The sequence below is a fragment of the Streptomyces lanatus genome (genome assembly GCF_014655715.1).
Lineage (GTDB): Bacteria > Actinomycetota > Actinomycetes > Streptomycetales > Streptomycetaceae > Streptomyces > Streptomyces lanatus.
In genome coordinates, this window is record NZ_BNBM01000005.1 from 119,555 (window position 1) to 143,389 (window position 23,835).

Annotated in this window: 19 protein-coding genes; 13 read left to right on the top strand and 6 right to left on the bottom strand. The window is 69.5% G+C overall.

Features of this window, described 5'->3' with window-relative positions; translation table 11 throughout:
- The first annotated feature begins 10 nt into the window (after positions 1-10).
- The 5 genes from pgeF (at position 11) to IE325_RS15430 (ending at position 3,782) form a co-directional block, all read left to right on the top strand.
- On the top strand, positions 11-739 hold the full coding sequence (gene pgeF / locus IE325_RS15410; protein WP_190070467.1) for a peptidoglycan editing factor PgeF: 729 nt from the start codon (positions 11-13) through the stop codon (positions 737-739).
- Positions 740-745: 6 nt separating this feature from the next.
- The gene (locus IE325_RS15415; protein ID WP_190070468.1) at positions 746-1,465 is read left to right on the top strand and encodes a YggS family pyridoxal phosphate-dependent enzyme; all 720 of its coding nucleotides are present in this window, start codon (positions 746-748) and stop codon (positions 1,463-1,465) included.
- A 125-nt stretch (positions 1,466-1,590) separates the two neighbouring features.
- Positions 1,591-2,232: a cell division protein SepF gene (locus IE325_RS15420; protein ID WP_030950524.1), complete on the top strand. Its 642-nt coding sequence runs from the start codon at positions 1,591-1,593 to the stop codon at positions 2,230-2,232.
- 58 nt (positions 2,233-2,290) lie between these two features.
- Positions 2,291-2,578, top strand: coding sequence for a YggT family protein (locus tag IE325_RS15425; RefSeq protein WP_147996538.1), 288 nt, complete (start codon positions 2,291-2,293; stop codon positions 2,576-2,578).
- 55 nt (positions 2,579-2,633) lie between these two features.
- Positions 2,634-3,782 carry a DivIVA domain-containing protein gene (locus IE325_RS15430; RefSeq protein WP_190070469.1) on the top strand — a complete coding sequence of 383 codons (1,149 nt, stop codon included), beginning with the start codon at positions 2,634-2,636 and terminating at the stop codon, positions 3,780-3,782.
- A 209-nt stretch (positions 3,783-3,991) separates the two neighbouring features.
- Here IE325_RS15430 and ileS read toward each other — a convergent pair whose 3' ends face one another.
- A complete protein-coding gene (gene ileS / locus IE325_RS15435; RefSeq protein ID WP_190070470.1) occupies positions 3,992-7,138 on the bottom strand; it encodes an isoleucine--tRNA ligase in 3,147 nt (1,048 codons plus the stop codon).
- 593 nt (positions 7,139-7,731) lie between these two features.
- On the opposite strand from ileS, the gene IE325_RS15440 reads away from it, so the two are divergent.
- The 6 genes from IE325_RS15440 to IE325_RS15465 all read left to right on the top strand — a co-directional run bounded on the left by IE325_RS15440 (position 7,732) and on the right by IE325_RS15465 (position 13,442).
- Complete coding sequence (locus IE325_RS15440; RefSeq protein ID WP_190070471.1) at positions 7,732-8,844, top strand: TraR/DksA C4-type zinc finger protein; 1,113 nt, start codon at positions 7,732-7,734, stop codon at positions 8,842-8,844.
- Between the two features lie 71 nt (positions 8,845-8,915).
- Complete coding sequence (gene lspA / locus IE325_RS15445) at positions 8,916-9,512, top strand: signal peptidase II (protein WP_190070472.1); 597 nt, start codon at positions 8,916-8,918, stop codon at positions 9,510-9,512.
- A gap of 64 nt (positions 9,513-9,576) precedes the next feature.
- On the top strand, positions 9,577-10,521 hold the full coding sequence (locus tag IE325_RS15450) for an RluA family pseudouridine synthase (RefSeq protein WP_190070473.1): 945 nt from the start codon (positions 9,577-9,579) through the stop codon (positions 10,519-10,521).
- Complete coding sequence (locus IE325_RS15455) at positions 10,518-10,988, top strand: GNAT family N-acetyltransferase (protein WP_373315179.1); 471 nt, start codon at positions 10,518-10,520, stop codon at positions 10,986-10,988. Before IE325_RS15450 ends, IE325_RS15455 begins: the two co-directional genes overlap by 4 nt.
- An 88-nt stretch (positions 10,989-11,076) precedes the next feature.
- Positions 11,077-12,663 carry a Na+/H+ antiporter gene (locus IE325_RS15460; protein ID WP_190070811.1) on the top strand — a complete coding sequence of 529 codons (1,587 nt, stop codon included), beginning with the start codon at positions 11,077-11,079 and terminating at the stop codon, positions 12,661-12,663.
- A 38-nt stretch (positions 12,664-12,701) separates the two neighbouring features.
- Positions 12,702-13,442 (top strand): SDR family NAD(P)-dependent oxidoreductase, encoded by a 741-nt coding sequence (locus IE325_RS15465; RefSeq protein ID WP_190070475.1) that lies wholly within the window; start codon positions 12,702-12,704, stop codon positions 13,440-13,442.
- A gap of 4 nt (positions 13,443-13,446) precedes the next feature.
- Here IE325_RS15465 and IE325_RS15470 read toward each other — a convergent pair whose 3' ends face one another.
- Complete coding sequence (locus tag IE325_RS15470; protein ID WP_190070476.1) at positions 13,447-14,565, bottom strand: mechanosensitive ion channel family protein; 1,119 nt, start codon at positions 14,563-14,565, stop codon at positions 13,447-13,449.
- 95 nt (positions 14,566-14,660) lie between these two features.
- Here IE325_RS15470 and IE325_RS15475 point away from each other — a divergent pair, with 95 nt between their 5' ends.
- Positions 14,661-15,230: a dienelactone hydrolase family protein gene (locus IE325_RS15475; RefSeq protein ID WP_190070477.1), complete on the top strand. Its 570-nt coding sequence runs from the start codon at positions 14,661-14,663 to the stop codon at positions 15,228-15,230.
- 8 nt (positions 15,231-15,238) lie between these two features.
- On the opposite strand, the gene IE325_RS15480 is transcribed toward IE325_RS15475, so the two are convergent.
- The 4 genes from IE325_RS15480 to IE325_RS15495 all read right to left on the bottom strand — a co-directional run bounded on the left by IE325_RS15480 (position 15,239) and on the right by IE325_RS15495 (position 20,018).
- Positions 15,239-16,900, bottom strand: a complete 1,662-nt coding sequence (locus IE325_RS15480) for an alkaline phosphatase D family protein (protein WP_190070478.1) — start codon at positions 16,898-16,900, stop codon at positions 15,239-15,241.
- An 80-nt stretch (positions 16,901-16,980) separates the two neighbouring features.
- Positions 16,981-17,826 (bottom strand): thioredoxin domain-containing protein, encoded by an 846-nt coding sequence (locus IE325_RS15485; protein WP_190070479.1) that lies wholly within the window; start codon positions 17,824-17,826, stop codon positions 16,981-16,983.
- Positions 17,827-17,911: 85 nt separating this feature from the next.
- Positions 17,912-18,604, bottom strand: coding sequence for a hypothetical protein (locus IE325_RS15490; protein WP_190070480.1), 693 nt, complete (start codon positions 18,602-18,604; stop codon positions 17,912-17,914).
- An 88-nt stretch (positions 18,605-18,692) separates the two neighbouring features.
- The gene (locus IE325_RS15495; RefSeq protein ID WP_190070481.1) at positions 18,693-20,018 is read right to left on the bottom strand and encodes a DUF2252 domain-containing protein; all 1,326 of its coding nucleotides are present in this window, start codon (positions 20,016-20,018) and stop codon (positions 18,693-18,695) included.
- A 201-nt stretch (positions 20,019-20,219) separates the two neighbouring features.
- Between IE325_RS15495 and dnaE the strand changes: the two genes are divergently transcribed.
- Positions 20,220-23,759 carry a DNA polymerase III subunit alpha gene (gene dnaE / locus IE325_RS15500; protein ID WP_190070482.1) on the top strand — a complete coding sequence of 1,180 codons (3,540 nt, stop codon included), beginning with the start codon at positions 20,220-20,222 and terminating at the stop codon, positions 23,757-23,759.
- Positions 23,760-23,835 lie beyond the last annotated feature (76 nt).

Consider the following 23,835-nt stretch of genomic DNA (forward strand, 5'->3'; position numbering starts at 1 on the left):
TCCTTCAGACGTGATAGGACAGCGCGACATCGTGAGCGGCGCGCACTTCGCCTTCACCGACCGGTGGGGCGGGGTGAGCGCCGCTCCGTATGAGCAGCTCAACCTCGGCGGGGCGGTCGGTGACGACACCGGCGCCGTACTGGCCAATCGCGAGCTCGCCGCCAAGTCGCTCGGGCTCGCCCCGGGTGACGTCGTCTGGATGAACCAGGTGCACGGGACGGATGTCGCCGTGATCGACGCACCGTGGGGTGATCGTCCGGTGCCCGAGGTCGACGCGATCGTCACCGCGCGGCGGGGTCTCGCCCTCGCCGTCCTCACGGCCGACTGTGTGCCGGTCCTGCTGGCCGACCCGGTCGCCGGCATCGCCGCCGCGGCGCACGCGGGCCGGCCGGGCATGGCCGCCGGGGTCGTCCCGGCCACGCTACGCGCGATGACCGAACTGGGCGCCGACCCCGCCCGGATCGTCGCCCGCACCGGACCGGCCGTGTGCGGCCGGTGCTACGAGGTGCCGGAGGCGATGCGCGCCGAGGTGGCGGCCGACGAGCCGGCGGCGTACGCCGAGACGAGTTGGGGCACACCGGCGGTGGATGTGGCCGCCGGAGTACATGCCCAGCTCGCGCGGCTCGGCGTGCACGAGCGGGCGCAGTCGCCGGTGTGCACGCTGGAGTCCGGCGACCACTTCTCGTACCGCCGCGACCGCACCACAGGGCGGCTCGCGAGCTATGTCTGGCTGGACTGAATGGACATGACGGACCGTAAGGACGAACTCGCCGCGAACCTGGCGAAAGTGGAGGACCGGATCGCCGCCGCCTGCGCGGCCGCCGGGCGCCCCCGCGAGGAGGTGACCCTGATCGTGGTCACCAAGACCTACCCCGCGAGCGATGTGCGGGTCCTGTCGGAACTCGGTGTGCGCCATGTCGCCGAGAACCGCGATCAGGACGCGGCCCCCAAGGCCGCCGAATGCTCGGATCTGCCCCTTGTGTGGCATTTTGTCGGCCAGTTGCAGACCAACAAGGTGCGATCCGTGGTCGGTTACGCGGATCTCGTGCAGTCCGTCGACCGTTCCAGGCTGGTGACGGCCCTGTCGAAGGAGGCCGTACGGCAGGAGCGCGAGGTCGGCTGCCTGATCCAGGTGGCGCTGGACGCGGGAGAGAGCCAGAGGGGTGAGCGGGGTGGTGTGGCGCCCGGCGGGATCGAAGAGTTGGCCGACCTCGTGGCGAAGTCTCCGGGGCTGCGGCTGGCCGGGCTCATGACCGTCGCTCCGCTCACCGGGGAGTACGCGGGGCGCCAACAGGCGGCGTTCGGGCGGTTGATGGATTTGTCGACCGACCTGCGCCGAGCCCATCCGGCTGCGAACATGGTGTCGGCAGGGATGAGTGCGGATCTCGAAGAGGCGGTGGCGGCGGGTGCGACACATGTGCGCGTCGGCACTGCGGTACTCGGAGTCCGCCCCAGGCTCGGGTAACGTCGCCAAGAAGTCGGACCACAGCAGAAAATATGGTCAATGTCGCCGAAAGGCGGGCGTAACGACCGTGTGGATCACAGGCACTTGGCAGTCGCCGATCCACCACAGAGCGGAGGACTCAGAGAATGGCCGGCGCGATGCGCAAGATGGCGGTCTACCTCGGCCTCGTGGAGGACGATGGGTACGACGGCCGGGGGTTCGATCCCGATGACGACTTCGAGCCCGAACTGGACCCGGAGCCCGAGCGGGACCATCGACGGCATGAGCCGTCACATCAGTCGCACAGTGCACATCAGTCCCAAAGGGACGAAGAGGTGCGAATCGTCCAACCGCCCGCGCCTCGTGAACCGGTGGCACGTGCGACTTCGCTACCCGCGGAATCCGGCCGCCCGGCGCGCATCGCGCCCGTGGCGTCCATCACACAAGAACGCGCAAGCCTGGAGAAGAACGCACCGGTGATCATGCCCAAGGTCGTGTCGGAACGAGAGCCGTACCGGATCACCACACTTCACCCCCGGACCTACAACGAGGCCCGTACCATCGGGGAACACTTCCGTGAGGGCACCCCGGTGATCATGAATCTGACTGAGATGGATGACACAGACGCAAAGCGACTTGTCGACTTTGCGGCCGGTTTGGTGTTTGGTCTTCACGGCAGCATCGAGCGGGTGACCCAGAAGGTGTTCCTGTTGTCTCCTGCTAACGTCGATGTCACGGCGGAGGACAAGGCCCGCATCGCAGAGGGCGGGTTCTTCAACCAGAGCTGAGACGCACCACCGGAAGAACAGCACGGAACTTGAAACAGGGGAGAGGGAAACACCAGTCATGAGCGTGGTCATGCAGGTTCTTTACATCGCGCTGATGGTGTTCCTCATCGTGCTCATCTTCCGGTTGGTCATGGACTACGTCTTCCAGTTCGCCCGCTCATGGCAACCCGGCAAGGCGATGGTGGTCGTTCTGGAGGCCACCTACACTGTCACTGATCCACCGCTGAAGCTTCTGCGGCGGTTCATCCCGCCGCTGCGTCTCGGGGGCGTGGCGCTCGACCTGTCCTTCTTCGTACTGATGATCATCGTCTACATCCTGATCACCGTTGTACGGAGCGCGATGTGAACGATGTGACAGATACGGTCTTGCCGACTGCCGACGACTACGTTGAGGTGAAGAGATGCCGTTGACCCCCGAGGACGTGCGGAACAAGCAGTTCACGACCGTCCGCCTCCGAGAAGGCTATGACGAGGACGAGGTCGATGCCTTCCTCGATGAGGTCGAAGCCGAACTGACCCGCCTCCTTCGCGAGAACGAGGACCTGCGCGCCAAGCTGGCCGCCGCCACGCGTGCTGCTGCCCAGAACCAGCAGAACATGCGCAAGCCGCCGGAGGGACCTGGCGGGCCGCAGGACCAGCAGCAGGGAGGCATGCCGCAGGGCGGTATGCCCCAGCAGGGCATGCGCGGTCCCGGGGCTCCCGTCCCCGCCGGCATATCGGGCCCGCCGCAGCAGCAGATGGGTGGCCCCATGGGTGGTCCGCCCCAGCTGCCCAGCGGTGCTCCGCAGCTGCCCGCCGGTCCCGGCGGTCAGGGTGGCCCTCAGGGTCCCGGTCCGATGGGCCAGGGTCCGGGGCCGATGGGCCAGCCCCCCATGCAGCAGATGGGCGGCCCGATGGGCGGTCCCATGGGTGGTCCCGGCCCGATGGGCGGCCCCGGTCAGGGCGGCCCCGGCGGCGACAGCGCGGCCCGCGTTCTGTCGCTCGCCCAGCAGACCGCCGACCAGGCGATCGCCGAGGCCCGTTCCGAGGCCAACAAGATCGTCGGCGAGGCGCGTTCGCGTGCCGAGGGTCTTGAGCGTGACGCCCGTGCCAAGGCGGACGCCCTGGAGCGGGACGCGCAGGAGAAGCACCGCGTCGCGATGGGCTCCCTGGAGTCCGCCCGCGCCACGCTGGAGCGCAAGGTCGAGGACCTGCGCGGCTTCGAGCGCGAGTACCGCACGCGGCTGAAGTCCTACCTGGAGTCCCAGCTGCGCCAGCTGGAGACCCAGGCGGACGACTCGCTCGCCCCGCCGCGCACCCCGGCCACCGCGTCCCTCCCGCCGTCCCCGGCGCCCTCCATGGCACCGGCCGGCGCGAGTGCCCCGTCGTACGGCGGCAACCAGACGATGGGCGGCGCGCCGTCCCCGGCTGCCCCGTCCTACGGCGGTCAGCAGCAGATGTCCCCGGCGATGACCCAGCCGATGGCGCCGGTGCGTCCGCAGGGTCCGGGCCCCATGGGCCAGGCCCCGTCGCCGATGCGCGGGTTCCTCATCGACGAGGATGACAACTGACGGTTGGTAGTACGCCGTAGGCGTCGGCAGCGTTCAGGGCGGGGCCCCGGATTTTGATCCGGGGCCCCGCCCTTTTGCTACGCGTGTTCACGGGGTTTGCGGTGTTTGTTCGGGGGTGGGTGGGGTGTCCTACGGACACAACGCCGAAGGCCCGGGCCCACCAAGATTCTTTGGTGGACCCGGGCCTTCGGTCGTGCGGCCGTGTCCCGCTACTGCTTGCGGAGGCGGAACGTCAGGGTCAGGCCCTCGTCCGTGAAGGCGGAGCCATAGGTGTCGTCCGCCTCGCCCTGGGCGAAGTCCGTCGCCAGGACCTCGTCGGCGATCAGCGTGGCGTGGTCGCCGAGGGCCGCGACCGTCGCCGGGTCCGTCGCCGTCCAGCGCAGGGCGATCCGGTCGGCCACATCGAGGCCGCTGTTCTTGCGGGCCTCCTGGATCAGGCGGATCGCGTCACGGGCCAGGCCCGCGCGGCGCAGCTCCTCCGTGATCTCCAGGTCCAGGGCGACCGTGGCACCCGAGTCGGACGCCACCGACCAGCCCTCGCGCGGGGTCTCGGTGATGATCACCTCGTCCGGCGCGAGCGTGATCGTCTCGCCGTCGACCTCCACGGAGGCCGTGCCCTCGCGCAGCGCCAGGGACAGCGCAGCCGCGTCCGCGTTCGCGACGGCCTTCGCCACCTCCTGGACGCGCTTGCCGAACCGCTTGCCCAGGGCGCGGAAGTTGGCCTTGGCGGTGGTGTCCACCAGGCTGCCGCCGACCTCGGAGAGCGATGCGAGCGAGCTCACATTCAGCTCCTCCGTGATCTGCGCGTGCAGTTCACGGTCGAGGGCGTCGAAGCCCGTCGCGGCGATGAGCGCCCGGGACAGCGGCTGGCGGGTCTTCACGCCCGACTCCGCGCGCGTGGCGCGGCCCAGCTCGACCAGCCGGCGCACCAGCACCATCTGCTTCGACAGGTCCGGGTCGATCGCCGACAGGTCCGCCTCCGGCCAGGAGGACAGATGGACCGACTCCGGGGCGCCCGGCGTCACCGGCACGATCAGGTCCTGCCAGACCCGCTCGGTGATGAACGGGGTCAGCGGGGCCATCAGCTTGGTGACCGTCTCCACGACCTCGTGCAGGGTGCGCAGCGCCGCCTTGTCGCCCTGCCAGAAGCGGCGACGCGAGCGGCGGACGTACCAGTTGGACAGGTCGTCGACGAACGCCGAGAGCAGCTTGCCGGCGCGCTGGGTGTCGTAGGCGTCCAGGGACTGGGTCATCTGGTCGACCAGCGCGTGCAGTTCGGACAGCAGCCAGCGGTCCAGGACCGGGCGGTCGGCCGGGGCCGGGTCGGCCGCGGAGGGCGCCCAGTTCGACGTACGGGCGTACAGGGCCTGGAAGGCGACCGTGTTCCAGTAGGTGAGGAGCGTCTTGCGCACCACCTCCTGGATCGTGCCGTGGCCCACGCGGCGTGCCGCCCACGGGGAGCCGCCGGCCGCCATGAACCAGCGCACCGCGTCCGCGCCGTGCTGATCCATCAGCGGGATCGGCTGCAGGATGTTGCCCAGGTGCTTGGACATCTTGCGGCCGTCCTCGGCGAGGATGTGGCCGAGGCAGACGACGTTCTCGTACGACGACTTGTCGAAGACCAGCGTGCCGATCGCCATCAGCGTGTAGAACCAGCCGCGGGTCTGGTCGATGGCCTCGCAGATGAACTGGGCCGGGTAGCGGGCCTCGAACAGCTCCTTGTTCTTGTACGGGTAGCCCCACTGCGCGAACGGCATCGAGCCCGAGTCGTACCAGGCGTCGATGACCTCCGGCACGCGCGTGGCCGTCTTGGCGCACTCCGGGCAGTCGAAGGTGACGTCGTCGATGAAGGGGCGGTGCGGGTCCAGGCCCGACTGGTCGGTGCCGGTCAGCTCGGTGAGCTCCGCGCGGGAGCCGACGACCGTGAGGTGGTCTTCCTCGCAGCGCCAGATCGGCAGCGGGGTGCCCCAGTAGCGGTTGCGGGACAGCGCCCAGTCGATGTTGTTGTTCAGCCAGTCGCCGTACCGGCCGTGCTTGACCGTCTCCGGGAACCAGTTGGTGTCCTCGTTCTCCTGGAGGAGACGGTCCTTGATGGCGGTCGTGCGGATGTACCAGGACGGCTGCGCGTAGTAGAGCAGCGCGGTGTGGCAGCGCCAGCAGTGCGGGTAGCTGTGCTCGTACGGGATGTGCCTGAAGAGCAGACCGCGCTGCTGGAGGTCCTCGGTGAGCTTTTCGTCCGCCTTCTTGAAGAAGACGCCGCCGACCAGGGGGACGTCCTCCTCGAAGGTGCCGTCCGGGCGGACCGGGTTCACCACTGGCAGGCCGTAGGCGCGGCAGACCTTGAGGTCGTCCTCACCGAAGGCGGGGGACTGGTGGACCAGACCCGTGCCGTCCTCGGTGGTGACGTACTCGGCGTTGACCACGTAGTGGGTGCCGCCCTCGTTCTCCGGGAACTCCACCAGCTCGAACGGTCGTTGATACGTCCAGCGCTCCATCTCGGCGCCGGTGAAGGACTGGCCGGTGGTCTCCCAGCCCTCGCCGAGGGCCTTGGCGACCAGCGGCTCGGCGACGACGAGCTTCTCCTCGCCGTTGGTCGCGACGACGTAGGTGACCTCGGGGTGCGCGGCGACGGCGGTGTTGGAGACCAGGGTCCAGGGCGTGGTCGTCCACACCAGGAGCGCGGCCTCGCCGGCGAGCGGACCGGAGGTGAGCGGGAAACGGACGTACACGGAGGGGTCGACGACCGTCTCGTAGCCCTGCGCCAGCTCGTGGTCCGAGAGGCCGGTGCCGCAGCGCGGGCACCAGGGGGCGACGCGGTGGTCCTGGACCAGCAGGCCCTTGTTGAAGATCTCCTTCAGCGACCACCAGACGGACTCGATGTACTCGGGTTCCATCGTGACGTAGGCGTCGCCCAGGTCGACCCAGTAGCCCATGCGGGTCGTGAGCTCTTCGAAGGCGTCGGTGTGGCGGAGCACGGACTCGCGGCACTTGGCGTTGAACTCGGCGATGCCGTAGTCCTCGATGTCCTTCTTGCCGCTGAAGCCGAGCTCCTTCTCCACGGTCAGCTCGACCGGGAGGCCGTGGCAGTCCCAGCCGGCCTTGCGGGCGACGTGGTAGCCGCGCATGGTGCGGAAGCGGGGGAAGACGTCCTTGAAGACGCGGGCCTCGATGTGGTGGGCGCCGGGCATGCCGTTGGCGGTGGGCGGGCCCTCGTAGAACACCCACTCGGGGCGGCCCTCGGACTGCTCCAGGCTCTTGGCGAAGATCTTCTGCTCGCGCCAGAAGTCGAGCACCGCGTGCTCGAGCGCGGGCAGGTCGACCTGGGCGGGTACCTGGCGGTACGTCGGCGTTGTCATCAGCGAGCTTCCTCCGGCGGACTTGCTGCCTTCCGTCCGGAGGGACGAGAGCCGAGTCTTCCTTACGCCGGTTTCGGCGCGCTCCCGCGGTACCACCCTCCTTGGCCCTCCGACGCGGGGTGTGCGTCGGCGAGCCCCCTCATTGGGGTCGCGATACCGGGTCTACCAACCCTGGGAGGGTCTTCTTCCGGCGGCTCCGGGGTGATCTTCACGTCGCGCTCGCCCCCGGGCTTCCACCGTCCCCGGGTCGCTCTGGGCTGCGTACGCCGCTACTCGTCCCCATCCATGCTTTTCGCTCCGCCCAGTGTACGGCGCCGCGCGGACAGCGGCCGACCGGTTTTCCGGGGTGGGCGGGCGGAGCTGGTGTCCGGGCGGCGATGACCCGAATGGTGCGGTACGCGTGTTCGGAATCTGGGACGTCCGGCTCGTCTGCATACCCCGCGGGGAGCTGGGCACAACGCATGCATGTCTGGCGCGCGGCATGCGCGAGGCGGGCGAATCGGGCGGTGTGCCCCGTTGCCGCGGGACTCAAGTCGATTTATCGTCCCAGCACGATTCGCGAGCAAGATCACAATATGTGAAGGGGCCGCGGCATGGTGGCGAAGAAGACCGCCGTACAGCAGTCGGCGTCGAGCAGATCCACACATGCGCGTGCCGGTGCCTCCGGCGGTGCGGCCAAGGATGTGAGCGGGAAGAAGGCGGCCCAGGGGAGCGTCTCGGGGGCCGGGAGCGGGAAGTCGGTCAAGGCGGTGCAGGGGGAGCGGGGGGACGGCGAGCCGGCGGCCGAGAAGGCGGCGGCAGCGCGGACGGTGGCTCCGAAGGCCGCGGGGAAGAAAGAGGTCGGCAAGAAGGTGGCCGCCAAGAAGGCGGCGAGCAAGAAGACCGTCGCCAAGAAGGCGGCCGCGGGGGAGCCCACCAAGGAGGCGGCGGCCGGCAAAACCGCCTCCAAGGGGAAGGCGGCTAAGGGACGAGCGGCCAAGGTGGCCGACGCCAAGGAGAGCGCGACAGAGAAGGGCGAGGCGGAGAAGGGCGCGGCCAAGAGGGCTCCAGCCGAAAAGGCCACTACGAAGAGCGCCGCCAAGAGCACATCCAAGAGCACCCCCAAGAAGAGCGCCACCAGTAAGAGCACCGCCAAGAAGAGCGCGGCCGGGAAGCGTGCGGTCGCCGAGAGCAGGGTCAAGAAGGTCGGCGCGGCGCAGGCCGCGGAGCAGACGGGAGCCACGACGGTGGTTGCGAAGAAGACCCCTGGCACGGCCACGGCGGCCAAGACCGCCGTTCCCAAGGCGCGCATCGCCGCGGCGGTGGAGCCCGGCGAGCTCGCGGTACGCCCCGGTGAGGACCCCTGGACCCCGGAGGAGGTGGCGGAGGCGCGGGCCGAGCTGATGGCCGAGGACATGCGGCTGCGCACCGAGCTCGAGTCCTCCGAGCAGTCCCTCGTCGGCCTGATGCGGGACTCCGGGGACGGCGCGGGCGACGACCAGGCCGACACCGGCGCCAAGAACATCACGCGTGAGCACGAGCTGGCGCTCGCCGCCAACGCGCGCGAGATGCTCGAGCAGACGGAGCGCGCCCTGGAACGGCTCGACGCCGGCACGTACGGCCTCTGCGAGAACTGCGGCAATCCGATCGGTAAGGCTCGTATGCAGGCATTTCCGCGCGCGACCCTGTGTGTGGAGTGCAAGCAGAAGCAGGAACGGAGGTACTGACCGGTGACCCGGGCGCCGGGAGTCTTGTCGTACTCTCGTCCTCAGTCAGGTACCTAGGTCGAGGGACTCACGTGGCAGAGGCGGAGCGCATCATCGGTACGCCGGATACCCCAGAGCCGGCGGGAGCCGCGCCGGAGCAGTCCGAGGGGCAGACGACGGACGCCGGGTCCGAGCGGCCCCGGGGCAAGCGGCGGATCGCCGTCCTGTTCGGGGTCGCCGTGTTCGCGTACGCACTCGACCTGATCAGCAAGATGATCGTGGTCGCCAAGCTGGAGCACCACCCCCCGATCGAGATCATCGGGGACTGGCTGAAGTTCGAGGCGATCCGCAACGCGGGCGCGGCCTTCGGCTTCGGCGAGGCCTTCACGATCATTTTCACAGTGATCGCGGCCGCTGTGATCGTCGTCATCGCCCGTCTCGCCCGCAAGCTGTACAGCCTGCCCTGGGCCATCGCGCTCGGCATGCTGCTCGGCGGTGCGCTCGGCAATCTCACCGACCGGATCTTCCGCTCGCCCGGCGTCTTCGAGGGCGCGGTCGTGGACTTCATCGCGCCCAAGCACTTCGCCGTGTTCAATCTCGCCGACTCGGCGATCGTGTGCGGCGGCATCCTGATCGTGCTGCTGTCCTTCAAGGGGCTGGACCCCGACGGCACCGTGCACAAGGACTGAGCGCGCGGGAGAGTTGTCCACAGGCCCGTACGGGGCTGTCGGTCCGGTCCGGCATACTCGTCGGGTGAGCACGATTCCCGAGATCCGTACCCTGCCCGTGCCGGACGGCCTGGAGGGCGAGCGCGTCGACGCCGCCATCTCCCGCATGTTCGGCTTCTCCAGGACCAAGGCGGCCGAGCTCGCCGCGGCGGGCAAGGTGCTGGTCGACGGCACGGTGGTCGGCAAGTCCGAGCGCGTGCACGGCGGGGCCTGGCTGGAGGTCGAGATGCCGGGCGCCCCCGCGCCGGTGCAGATCGTCGCCGAGCCCGTCGAGGGCATGGAGATCGTGCACGACGACGATGACGTGGTGGTCATCGTCAAGCCCGTCGGCGTCGCCGCGCACCCGAGCCCCGGCTGGTCCGGGCCGACCGTCATCGGCGGGCTGGCCGCCGCCGGGTACCGGATCTCCACATCCGGGGCCGCCGAGCGCCAGGGCATCGTCCACCGGCTCGACGTGGGCACCTCGGGCCTGATGGCCGTCGCCAAGTCCGAGTACGCGTACACGTCGCTCAAGCGCCAGTTCAAGGAGCGCACGGTCGACAAGCGGTACCACACCCTGGTCCAGGGCCACCCCGACCCGACCAGCGGCACCATCGACGCCCCGATCGGCCGCCACCCCAACCACGACTACAAGTGGGCGGTCACGGCCGACGGCAAGCCGTCGATCACGCACTACGACCTCATCGAGGCGTTCCGCGCGGCCTCCCTGCTCGATGTGAAGCTGGAGACCGGCCGCACCCACCAGATCCGCGTCCACATGGCCGCCCACCGGCACCCCTGCGTCGGCGACCTGACGTACGGCGCCGACCCGACGCTCGCCAAGCGCCTCCGGCTGACCCGGCAGTGGCTGCACGCGGTGCGGCTCGGCTTCGAGCACCCGGGGGACGGGCAGTGGGTCGAGTTCACCAGCGACTACCCGGCCGACCTCCAGAAGGCCCTCGACCAGGTCCGTGAGGAGACATGGCAGTGAGTTCGCCGTCGTACACCGTGCGCGTCGCCGAGGACCCCGCCGACCGTGAGGCGTGCTTCGCGGTGCGCAAGGAGGTCTTCGTCGTCGAGCAGGGCGTACCGCAGGAGATCGAGTACGACGCCTACGACGCCGATGCCGTGCATGTGCTGGCGATCCGCGAGGACGGCGTACCGCTCGGCACCGGGCGGCTGCTGTACGGCGACGCGGCCGCGGCCAAGGTCGGCGGCGATCCCTCGGTGGGCTCGCTGGGGCGCCTCGCCGTGACCCCGGCGGCCCGCGGCCTCGGCGTGGGCGCGGCCCTGGTGCGCGCCATCGAGGCGGCGGCACACACGCGTGGCCTCGCTTCGGTGGACCTGCACGCACAGACGCAGGCCCTGGGGTTCTACGAACGGCTGGGGTACGTGGCGTACGGCCCGGAGTTCCCCGACGCGGGGATACCGCACCGCGCGATGCGGCGCGCTCTGTAGCCGAGGGGCACGGAGACGCTGGTGAGAAGGGCGGCGTGGCAGGCTTGAGGCCTGCCGTGTGGAAGCCGAGATCACCGGAGCGCTGACCGTGGATCAGTTGGCCCTGTTGTTCGTGCTGTTGCTCGGGGCCGTGGTGAGTGTCCCGGTGGGGGACCGGTACGGGCTGCCGGCGCCCGTGCTGATGACGCTCCTCGGGATCGTGCTCGCGCTGCTCGAGTTCGTGCCGAATATCGACGTACCCCCGGACCTGATCCTTCCGCTGCTGTTGCCGCCCCTGCTGTATGCGGCCGTACGGCGGACCTCATGGCGGCAGTTTGCGGCGAATGTGCGGCCCATCCTCCTGCTGGCCGTGGCGCTGGTCTTCGTCACCACGATCTGCGTGGCCGCGGTCGCCCACGCGATCGTGCCGGGGCTGCCACTGGCCGCCGCCGTCGCGCTGGGCGCGCTCGTCGCACCGCCCGACCCGGTCGCCGCGACCGCTGTCGCCGGGCAACTCGGGCTGCCGAGGCGCCTGGTGTCCATCCTGGAGGGCGAGGGGCTCTTCAACGACGTGACCGCCATCGTGCTGTACCACGTGGCGATCGCCGCCGCCGTGAGCGGTCACTTCACCGCGTGGGAGGCGGGACTCGACCTCGTGCTCTCCGCCGTCGTCGCGCTGGCCATCGGGCTCGCCCTCGGGTGGGGCGCGTACAAGCTGATGGACCTGCTGGGCGACGCGACCCTCCAGATCGGGCTCTCGCTGCTCGTGCCGTACGCCTCCTACGTGCTGGCCGAGGAACTGCACGGCTCCGGTGTGCTCGCCGTGCTCGTCACCGCCATGTTCCTCGCCGAGTACGCCACCGATGCCGACGACGTGATGACGCGGCTCGCCGGGCACACCTTCTGGGACATCGTCGACACGCTGGTCACCGGCGTCGCGTTCGGGCTGATCGGGCTCGAACTGCACATCGCGGTGCGCACGGCGTCCGGGCGCTGGCAGGAGATGCTCGGCTGGGCGGCCCTGGTGGTCGGCGTCGTCGTGGTGGTGCGGCTGCTGTGGCTGCTGCCGGCCACCTGGCTCACCAAACGGATGCACGCCAAGCGGGACGTCGACGAGGAGATCCCGGTGAGCTGGCGCGAGACCGTGGTGATGTGGTGGTCGGGGATGCGCGGCGTGGCGTCCGTCGCCCTGGCCCTGGCCATCCCGCTGGAGACCGACGCGGGCGATCCCTTCCCCGACCGCAACGAGATCGTGTTCATCGCGTTCGGGGTGATCATGGCGACGCTGGTGGTGCAGGGGCTGACCCTGCCCTGGCTGGTGAAACGGCTCGGGGTGCGGGCCGACAGCGAGCGGGAGAAGGAGTTCGAGAAGCAGCTGGCGGTGCGCGCGGCCAAGGCGGCGAAACGGCGGCTGAAGGAGATCGAGGCCGTCGAGGACCTGCCTGAGGAGCTGTCCGAGCAGATGCTTCGGCGGGCGTTCGAGATCGGGGTGCGGATCAGCCCCGACATGGGCGAGGACGAGCGCAGGGAGGCGCATCAGCAGCGCGTGCGGCGGTTGAAGCGGGTGCGGCGGATCCAGGGTGAGCTGCTGAGCGCGGCGCGGCACGAGGTGCTGGCGGCGCGCAGCGAGCCGGGGGCCGACCCCGAGGTGGTGGACCGGGTGCTGCGGCATTTGGACGTGCGCAGCCTGCGGTGACCTCGCCGAGGGCGCCCACTGCTTCGTACGATCTGATCATGGCTCGCAACGTTGTCATCAGTGGGGGCGGTACGGGAATCGGGCTCGCGGCGGCGCAGCTGTTCGCGGCGGACGGGGACCGGGTGCTGCTGCTCGGCAGACGCGCCGAGGTGCTGGAGCGGGCCCAGGTGCCCGGGGCCCTCACCTACGCGGCGGATCTGAGCAGGCCACGCGGTGTGCGCGGGGTGGAGCGGTTCGTGGCGGCGGAGCTCGGCACCGTGGACGTACTGATCCACAGCGCCGGCGGCTCCGGGCATCTGGAGCCCAAGGTGGACAGCGACGAGCCCCTTGACGTCGTCCTGCACAACTGGACCCTCAACTTCGGCCTCAACACCCTGACCGCTGCCCTGCTCACCGAGGCCCTCAAGGACCGGCTAGCCGACCCCGGCGGGCGGGTGCTGTTCCTCGGCTCCATCGCCGCCTTCCGCGGGTCCGGCAACGTGGCGTACGCGGCGTCCAAGGCCGCGCTGCATCCGTACGCCCATGATCTGGCCCGGCAGTTGGGGCCGCGCGGGATCACCGTGAACGTGGTCGCGCCCGGGTACATCGAGGACACCGAGTTCTTCGGCGACGGGATGGACGAGGAGCGGCGCGCCCTGCGGATCGCGGAGACCTCGACCGGGCGGGCCGGCGCGCCGGGGGACGTCGCCGCGACCCTGCACTGGTTGGCGTCCCACGGCGCCGGGCACATCACCTCACAGATCATCCAGGTGAACGGCGGGGCCGAGCGGGGCCACTGAGCCGTCAGGGACGCTCCGGCCGCGCCGTCGGCTGGTGGTCGGGCTGGTGGGTGCGGCGGGCCGAGCCGCGGCCGGAGACCGGGAACCCGGGTGGCAGGGCCGCGTCCGCCGCGTTGACGCGGGGCAGTGCGTACGGGTGCTCATCGGTGAGCCAGCGGATCAGCTGCTCGCGTACCGTGACCCGGACCTTCCACAGGTCGTCCGAGTCCTTCGCCGTCATCAGGGCCCGCACCTCCATGGTGCTCGGCGTGGAGTCGGTGACGACCAGGCCGTAGTCGCGGCCGTCCCACGCCGGGCATTCCCGCAGGATGTCGCGGAGCCGCTCGCGCATCGCCTCCAGCGGCGCCGAGTGGTCGACATGCAGGAAGACGGTGCCGGTCATCTGCGCGCCGCCGCGCGACCAGTTCTCGAACGCCTTCGAGGTGAAGTACGACACGGGCATCGTGATCCGGCGCTCGTCCCATGTCCGCACGGTCAGGAACGTCAGGGTGATCTCCTCGACGGTGCCCCACTCGCCGTCCACCACGACGGTGTCCCCGATGCGCACCATGTCGCCGAAGGCGATCTGCAGCCCGGCGAACATATTGCTCAGCGTGGACTGTGCCGCGACACCGGCGACGATGCCGAGGATGCCGGCCGAGGCCAGCAGCGAGGCACCGGCCGCGCGCATCGCCGGGAACGTCAGCAGCATCGACGCCACCGCGACCACGCCGACGACGGCCGACACCACCCGCATGATCAACGTCACCTGGGTGCGCACCCGCCGCACCCGGGCCGGGTCGCTCTGGGCGCGGGCGTAACGGCTGTACGTCGTCTCCACGACGGCCGCCGCGATACGGATCGCCAGCCAGGCCGCCGCCCCGATCAGCACCAGCGTCAGCACCCGGCCGATCGCGACCCGGTTCTCCTGGAAGAGCTCGGCCTCGTCGTAGGACCCTCTGAGCAGGGCCGTGCACAGCACGAGCTGGTAGGGGACGCGGGCCTCGCGCAGCAGACCCCACAGCGGGGTCTCACTGTGCCGTTCGTCGGCCTTGCGCATCAGGCGGTCGGTGGCCCACCCGATGATCAGGGTGAGCAGCACCGAGCCACCGATCACGATCAGCGGTCGGAGTATGTTCTCCATGCCCCCGAACGTAACCAGCCGAGGGGGGTCATGAACATCCGGGCCGGTGAGGCGGTGGTCACGGCACTGTCGTACCCGGCTGGCACCATGGCCTCATGAACATCATCCTGTTTCACTCGACCTTCGGCCTCAGGCCCGCGGTGCGCCGGGCCGCCGACCGGCTGCGCGCCGCCGGACACGAGGTGTGGACGCCGGACCTCTTCGAGGGGCGTACGTTCGAGACGGTCGAGGAGGGCATGGAGTTCAACGAGGGAATCGGCAAGGACGAGCTGCTCAAGCGGGCCGTGCTCGCCGCCGCCCCCTACTCGGACCGGGGGCTGGTCTACGCCGGGTTCTCGCTCGGCGCCTCCATCGCCCAGACCCTCGCGCTCGGCGACGAGAAGGCACGCGGGCTGCTGCTACTGCACGGCACGTCGGACATCGCGGCGAACGCCTCGGTGGACGAGCTGCCGGTGCAACTGCATGTCGCCGAGCCGGACCCGTTCGAGACGGACGACTGGCTGAGCGCCTGGTATCTCCAGATGGGCAGAGCGGGCGCCGACGTGGAGGTGTACCGATACGCCGGGGCGGGCCACCTCTACACCGATCCCGACCTGCCGGACTACGACGAGGAGGCCGCCGAGGCCACCTGGCGGGTGGCGCTCGGCTTCCTCGAAACCCTCTAGCGGCCGCGTCACACGGGGTCGTAGGTGCGCTCGACCTTCTGCGTGCCGCTGCGGGTGCGGTACGAACGTGCCCAGGACGCGCCCGAGTCCTGCTCGGTCTTGTCGGCCAGGACGTAGAAGTCCATCTGCGCGCGGTCGGCGGTGATGTCCAGGATGCCGTAGCCGTGACGGTCGGTGTCGACCCAGTGGACGTGCCGGTTGGCGGCGCGGATGATCGGCGAGGCGATCGCGGAGACGGTGCCCTCGGGGACCTTCACTATGTCGTCGAGGTTGTCGGAGGTGACCGACGTGACGACGAACTCCGTGGCCGCTGAGGCGGACAGCGGGTAGGTACCGGCGTTCACCGGCACGTCGTTGGCCCACGCCATGTGGATGTCGCCGGTCAGGAACACGGTGTTGCGGATCGCGTTCGAGCGCAGATGGGCGAGCAGCTCGCGGCGGTCGTCCGTGTAGCCGTCCCACTGGTCGGTGTTGAGGGCGAGGCCCTCCTGCGGCAGGCCCAGCAGCTTGACCAGCGGCTTGAGCAGGTCCGCGGGGAGGGCGCCGATCGCGAACGGCGAGATCATCACCGAGTTGCCGACCAGCCGCCAGGTGGTGTCGGAGGACTTCAGGCCCGCCTTCAGCCAGTCCAGTTGGGCGCGGCCGGTGAGCGTGCGGTCCGGGTCGTCGACCTCGCCGTTGCCGACCTTGACCTGCTCGGAGCGGAAGGAACGCAGGTCCAGCAGGGACAGATCGGCGAGCTTGCCGAAGCGCAGCCGCCGATAGGTGGTGCCCGCGATCGCCGGACGCACCGGCATCCACTCGAAGTACGCCTGCTTGGCGGCGGCCTGACGCGCCGCCCACGCGCCCTCGGCGCCCTCGGTGTGGTTCTCGGCGCCGCCGGACCAGGCGTCGTTGGCCATCTCGTGGTCGTCCCAGATCGCGATGACCGGCGCCTTCGCGTGCAGGGCCTGGAGATCGGCGTCCGTCTTGTACTTGCCGTGCCGCCCGCGATAGTCGGCCAGCGTCAGGATCTCGTTGGCGGGCTCCGTCTGCCGCACGACGGTGCCGCGCGTGCCGTACTGGCCGGTGCCGTACTCGTAGACGTAGTCGCCGAGGTGCAGCCAGGCGTCCAGGTCGCCACGGGCCGCGAGATGGCGGTACGAGGCGAAGTAGCCGGCCTCCCAGTTGGCGCAGGAGACCACGCCGAAGCGCAGGCCGGTCACGGAGGCGTTCGCCGCGGGCGCGGTCCGGGTGCGCGCCACCGGGGAGTCCGTGCCGCCGGCCGAGAAGCGGAACCAGTAGTCGGTGGCCGGCTCCAGACCCCGGATGTCCGCCTTCACGGTGTGGTCGGAGGCGGCGGTCGCGGTGGTCGAGCCTTTGGCGACGATGTTCGTCAGCGCCTTGTCCCGGGCGACGACCCAGCTGACCTCGGTGGCAGGACCGCGCCCGGATCCGGGCGTGGCGTCGGCGGTCGGCGTCACCCGGGTCCACAGCAGGACACCGTCGGGCAGCGGGTCACCGGAGGCGACGCCGTGCAGGAAGGCGGGCCCCTGTACGGCGGCCCCCGCGGGCAGGGCCGCGGCCAGCGGACCGGCCAGGACAGCCGTCGCCGCCGCGGCCTTGACGACCGTACGGCGGCGCGGGGTAAGGGAATTGAGCTGCTCGGATGATCTGTATCGACTCGTCACAGCCGATCAGGTTACTGAGCGGTATGAACAAGAGCGGGCGAACTCGAAAAAGTTCGCCCGCTCTTCTCCTGGAGGACGGTTCAGCCCTTGAGGGCCGCGTCCACCGCGTTGTTGAACTCCTCCACCGACCAAGGCTTGTTGGGCTGGGAGGTGGTCAGCTGCTTGCCGTCCATGACGAAGCCCGGAGTGCCCGTCACGCCTTCCTTGTTGGTGTCGAAGGTCTTCGACATGGCCAGCGCCCAGGCGTCGTAGGTGCCCTTCTCCACGGCGTTCTGGAACTTGGCGTTGTTCTTCAGGGCCGGGACGGTGTCGGCGATCTCGATCAGGTAGCTGTCGTCCTTGAACTTGTCGTCCGACTCCAGCGGGTGGTACTTCGCCGAGTAGAGCGCCGTCTTGTACTCCAGGAACGCCTCGGGGCTCACGTTCAGCGCGGCGCCCAGGGCGCTCATCGCGTTCTTGGACCCCTCGCCGCCGGCACCGATCTTGCCCTTCTCCAGCGAGTCGCCGTCGAGGAAGGTGGCACCGATGAACTGGATCTTGTACTTGCCGGCCTCGATGTCCTTGTCCACGGTCGAGCCGACCGTCTGCTCGAAGTTGGCGCAGACGGGGCAGCGCGGGTCCTCGTAGACCTTCAGGGTCTTCTTGGCGCTGTCCTTGCCGATGATGACGGTCGTGCCGTTCGTGCCGCTGGTGTTGGCCGGGGCGACGACCTTCTTCTTCGAGTCCTTCACGGCCTCCCAGTGGCTGGGCTTGTTGGCCTGGACGACGGCGTAGCCGATGCCGCCGGCCGCCGCCAGGACGCCGACGATCGAGGCGGCGACGATGATCTGCCGCCTGGCCTTGGCCCGCTTCGCCTCGCGCTCGCGCTCGGCGCGCAGCCGCTCCCGGGCCGCCGTCTTCGCCGCCTGGCTGTTTCGCTTGCTCATCTTCGTGATCTCCATGGGGACGCGCACACGTCGTGTGCGGAATACGTAGGGGTGGGCTGTGCCGCTCAGATGCCGTTCACGCGGGTCACGCGAAGGCGGGCGAGCACGGCGGGCCACGCCGTCCCAGGGAGTGCGCGAGAAGGAGGCTGCGGGCGGCGGCCGTAAGGCCGGTGGGGCGCGGCAGACGGCGGGCCGCGGCGGTCGGCGGGACCGTCACCGCGGCGACCGCCATGAGCAGCGGCCGGAACGTGGTCGCCGCGACCGCGCTCAGCAGCTGGGCCAGCGCCCGCTCACCGCGGCGCAGCCAGGCCGCGGCCAGGAGGCCGACGCCGATGTGGGCGCCGAGCAGCAGCCAGGCGGTGACCGGGTCGACATGGGCGAGCAGGCCGCCCAGCCGGCCGGGGTCGGTGCCGGTGACCTGGGCCAGCGGGGCCCCGACCTGGGTGCCCTCGCCGCACAGCACGTCCCAGCCGACCGATGCCAAGGGGCCGGCCACCGGGCCGCCCGCCCTGCCGTAGCAGACGTGCTGGCCGGTGGTGAGGACCGTGTCGGCGGCCAGCTCCAGCGGCACCAGCAGCGCGGCGATCCGGCCGAAGGTCCGCTCACGGCCGGCCAGGGCGTAGGCGAGGACGAACACGGCGGCCGTCAGCAGGGCCACCGTGTTCAGCGGCAGGGGTGCGCGGGACAGCAGCACGTGCGACGCGGTGCTCAGGGTCACGACGAGTGCCGTGAAGAGCGCCGCGCGTACGGCTCGAAGCTGGGTCCCGGATATGTCCATGGCGTGGAGAGTCTGTCACGAGCTCCTGTAAGAGACCCCTAAAGGCCGCCTGTGAACGGCCCAGGAGCGCCGATTGGTGTCCTTTCCGTCACAGACCCGGGATCCGGCCGTTGCGGAACAGGTCCACGAAGACTTGGTGGTCGGCACGCGCGCGTGCGCCGTAGCCGTGCGCGAAGTCGACCAGAAGCTCCGCGAAGCCCTCCTCGTCGGCCGCGATGGCCGCGTCGATGGCGCGCTCCGTGGAGAACGGCACCAGGGACTCGCCCGAGGTGTCGTCCGCCGCCGCGTGCATGGTGGCCGTGGCCCGGCCGAGGTCGGCGACCACCGACGCGATCTCCTCCTGGTCGTCGATGTCGCTCCAGTCCAGGTCCACCGCGTACGGCGAGACCTCGGCGACCAGCTGGCCCGCGCCGTCCAGCTCGGTCCAGCCCAGCCACGGGTCGGCGTGCGCCTGGAGGGCGCGCTGGGAGATCACCGTGCGGTGGCCCTCGTGCTGGAAGTACTCCCGCAGCGCCTGGTCCGTGATGTGCCGGGAGACGGCCGGGGTCTGGGCCTGCTTGATGTAGATCACGACGTCGTTCTCAAGGGCGTCGGTGTGGCCCTCCAGCAGGATGTTGTACGACGGCAGCCCGGCCGAGCCGATGCCGATGCCGCGCCTGCCCACGACGTCCTTGACCCGGTAGGAGTCCGGGCGGTCCAGGGACGCGTCCGGCAGCGTCTCCAGGTAGCCGTCGAAGGCGGCGAGGACCTTGTAGCGCGTGGCGGCGTCCAGCTCGATGGAGCCGCCGCCCGGGGCGAAGCGGCGCTCGAAGTCGCGGATCTCCGTCATGGACTCCAGCAGCCCGAAGCGGGTCAGCGCGCGGGCGTCGCGCAGCGCGTCCAGGAGGGGGCCCTGGGCGGTGTCCAGGGTGAACGGCGGCACCTCGTCGCTCTTGGCGCCGGTGGCCAGGGCGTGCACCCGCTGGCGGTAGGCGCCCGCGTAGATCCGCACCAGCTCGCTGATCTGGTCGTCGGCGAACGCCTTGGCGTACCCGATGAGGGCGATCGAGGCGGCGAAGCGCTTGAGGTCCCAGGTGAAGGGGCCGACGTAGGCCTCGTCGAAGTCGTTGACGTTGAAGATCAGCCGCCCGTTGGCGTCCATGTACGTGCCGAAGTTCTCCGCGTGCAGGTCGCCGTGGATCCACACGCGCGAGGTGCGCTCGTCCAGGTACGGTCCGCCGCGCTTCTCGGCGTCGAGGTCGTGGTAGAAGAGGCACGCCGTGCCGCGGTAGAACGCGAACGCCGAGGCCGCCATCTTCCGGAACTTCACGCGGAACGCGGCCGGATCGGCGGCCAGGAGCTCGCCGAAGGCGGTGTCGAAGACGGCGAGGATCTCGTCGCCGCGCTGCTCGCCGTTGAGCTGGGGGACCGACATCGCTGGGTGCCTCCTGGTGCATGTGTACGACAGCGTTTCTGTCGTCTCCAACGGGCGGGCCGACCGGAAAGTGCCCGAAGCCCTCGGTGTGAAGGTACGCGGGGCAGCCCCGTGAGTGTCAGTGCCGAGGCATAGACTTCGACGCTGTCCCCAGAAGTGTCCGTCCGCCTGTCACCGAGCGTTTTCCATGGAGGCCAAGCCGTGTCAAAGCCGCCGTTCACGCACCTGCACGTCCACACCCAGTACTCGCTGCTGGACGGTGCCGCGCGGCTCAAGGACATGTTCAACGCGTGCAATGAGATGGGCATGACGCACATCGCCATGTCCGACCACGGCAACCTCCACGGGGCGTACGACTTCTTCCACTCCGCGAAGAAGGCCGGGGTCACCCCGATCATCGGGATCGAGGCGTATGTCGCCCCCGAGTCCCGGCGCAACAAGCGCAAGATCCAGTGGGGCCAGCCGCACCAGAAGCGTGACGACGTGTCCGGTTCCGGTGGTTACACCCACAAGACGATGTGGGCCGTGAACAAGACGGGCCTGCACAACCTCTTCCGGCTGTCCTCGGACGCGTACGCCGAGGGCTGGCTGCAGAAGTGGCCCCGGATGGACAAGGAGACCATCTCCCAGTGGTCCGAGGGGATCGTCGCCTCCACCGGCTGCCCCTCCGGCGAGGTCCAGACCCGGCTGCGGCTGGGGCAGGAGGAGGAAGCCCTCAAGGCGGCGGCCGACTACCAGGACATCTTCGGCAAGGACCGCTACTTCCTGGAGCTGATGGACCACGGCATCAAGATCGAGCACCGGGTCCGCAAGGGCCTCCTGGAGATCGGCAAGAAGCTCGGCATCCCCCCGCTGGTCACCAACGACTCGCACTACACGTACGCGCACGAGGCGACCGCCCATGACGCCCTGCTGTGCATCCAGACCGGCAAGAACCTCTCCGACCCGGACCGCTTCAAGTTCGACGGCACCGGCTACTACCTGAAGTCCACGGACGAGATGTACGCCGTCGACTCCTCGGACGCCTGGCAGGAGGGCTGCGCCAACACGCTCCTCGTCGCCGAGATGGTCGACACCGACGGCATGTTCGAGGCGAAGAACCTCATGCCGAAGTTCGACATCCCCGACGGCTACACCGAGGTCACCTGGTTCAAGGAGGAGGTCCGGGTCGGCATGGAGCGCCGCTTCCCGGGCGGTGTCCCCGAGGACCGGCAGAAGCAGGCCGAGTACGAGATGGACGTCATCATCCAGATGGGGTTCCCGGGCTACTTCCTCGTCGTCGCCGACTTCATCATGTGGGCCAAGAACAACGGCATCGCGGTCGGCCCCGGCCGAGGCTCCGCGGCCGGCTCGATCGTCGCCTACGCCATGGGCATCACCGACCTCGACCCGATCCCGCACGGCCTGATCTTCGAGCGGTTCCTCAACCCCGAGCGCGTCTCCATGCCCGATGTCGACATCGACTTCGACGAGCGCAGGCGCGTCGAGGTGATCAGGTACGTGACGGAGAAGTACGGCGCCGACAAGGTCGCCATGATCGGCACCTACGGCAAGATCAAGGCGAAGAACGCCATCAAGGACTCCGCGCGCGTGCTGGGCTACCCGTACGCGATGGGCGACCGCCTCACCAAGGCGATGCCCGCCGACGTCCTCGGCAAGGGCATCGACCTCGACGGCATCACCAACCCCTCGCACCCGCGCTACAGCGAGGCGGGCGAGATCCGGGGAATGTACGAGAACGAACCGGACGTCAAGAAGGTCATCGACACCGCGAAGGGCGTCGAGGGCCTGGTCCGGCAGATGGGCGTGCACGCGGCCGGCGTGATCATGTCCAGCGAGCCCATCGTCGACCACGCCCCGATCTGGGTGCGGCACACCGACGGCGTCACCATCACGCAGTGGGACTACCCGCAGTGCGAGTCGCTCGGCCTGCTGAAGATGGACTTCCTCGGCCTGCGCAACCTGACGATCATGGACGACGCCAACAAGATGGTGAAGTCCAACAAGGGCATCGATCTCGACCTGCTGTCCCTGCCGCTCGACGACCCGAAGACCTTCGAACTCCTCCAGCGCGGCGACACCCTGGGCGTCTTCCAGTTCGACGGCGGACCGATGCGTTCGCTGCTGCGGCTGATGAAGCCCGACAACTTCGAAGACATCTCCGCCGTCTCCGCGCTGTACCGTCCCGGCCCGATGGGCATGGACTCGCACACCAACTACGCCCTGCGCAAGAACAAGCTCCAGGAGATCACCCCGATCCACAAGGAGCTGGAGGAGCCCCTCGAAGAGGTCCTGGCCGTCACCTACGGCCTGATCGTCTACCAGGAGCAGGTGCAGAAGGCCGCCCAGATCATCGCCGGGTACTCGCTCGGCGAGGCCGACATCCTGCGCCGCGTGATGGGCAAGAAGAAGCCCGACGAACTGGCGAAGAACTTCGTCCTCTTCCAGAAGGGCGCCCGCGACAAGGGCTACAGCGACGAGGCCATCCAGGCCCTGTGGGACGTGCTGGTCCCGTTCGCCGGCTACGCGTTCAACAAGGCGCACTCCGCCGCGTACGGCCTGGTGTCGTACTGGACGGCCTACCTCAAGGCGAACCACCCCGCCGAGTACATGGCCGCTCTGCTGACCTCCGTCAAGGACGACAAGGACAAGTCGGCGGTCTACCTGAACGAATGCCGGCGCATGGGCATCAAGGTGCTCCCGCCGAACGTCAACGAGTCGGTGCACAACTTCGCCGCCCAGGGCGACGACGTGATCCTCTTCGGCCTGGAGGCGGTGCGCAACGTCGGCACCAACGTCGTCGAGTCGATCATCAAGAGCCGTAAGGCGAAGGGCAAGTACGGCTCCTTCCCCGACTACCTCGACAAGGTCGACGCCACCGCGTGCAACAAGCGCACCACCGAATCACTGATCAAGGCGGGCGCGTTCGACAGCCTGGGGCACACCCGCAAGGGCCTCACCGCGCACTTCGAGCCGATGATCGACAATGTGGTCGCGGTCAAGCGCAAGGAGGCCGAGGGCCAGTTCGACCTCTTCGGCGGCATGGGCGAGGAGGAGAACAACGAGCCGGGCTTCGGACTCGACGTGGAATTCACCACGGACGAGTGGGAGAAGACCTATCTGCTCGCCCAGGAGCGGGAGATGCTCGGTCTGTATGTCTCCGACCACCCGCTCTTCGGCCTGGAGCACGTGCTGTCCGACAAGGCCGACGCGGGCATCGCCCAGCTGACGGGCGGCGAGCACGCCGACGGCGCCGTGGTGACCATCGGCGGCATCATCTCGGGCCTCCAGCGCAAGATGACCAAGCAGGGCAACGCCTGGGCGATCGCCACCGTCGAGGACCTCGCCGGCTCCATCGAGTGCATGTTCTTCCCGGCGACGTACCAGCTGGTGTCGACCCAACTTGTCGAGGACGCCGTCGTGTTCGTCAAGGGCCGCCTCGACAAGCGCGAGGACGTGCCGCGTCTGGTCGCGATGGAACTCCAGGTCCCCGACCTGTCCAACGCGGGCACCAACGCGCCCGTGATCCTCACCATCCCGGCCACCAGGGTCACCCCGCCGATGGTCAGCCGCCTCGGCGAGATCCTCAGCCATCACAAGGGCGAGAGCGAGGTCCGCATCAAGCTCCAGGGGCCGACGAAGACGACGGTGCTGCGCCTCGACCGGCACCGGGTGAAGCCCGACCCGGCGCTCTTCGGCGACTTGAAGGTGCTGCTCGGCCCGTCCTGCCTGGCCGGCTGACCCGCGGCGCACACAGCGCGAGAGGGGCGCACCCGCGCGGGTGCGCCCCTCTCCTGTGCCTGGGTCTCAACAACCC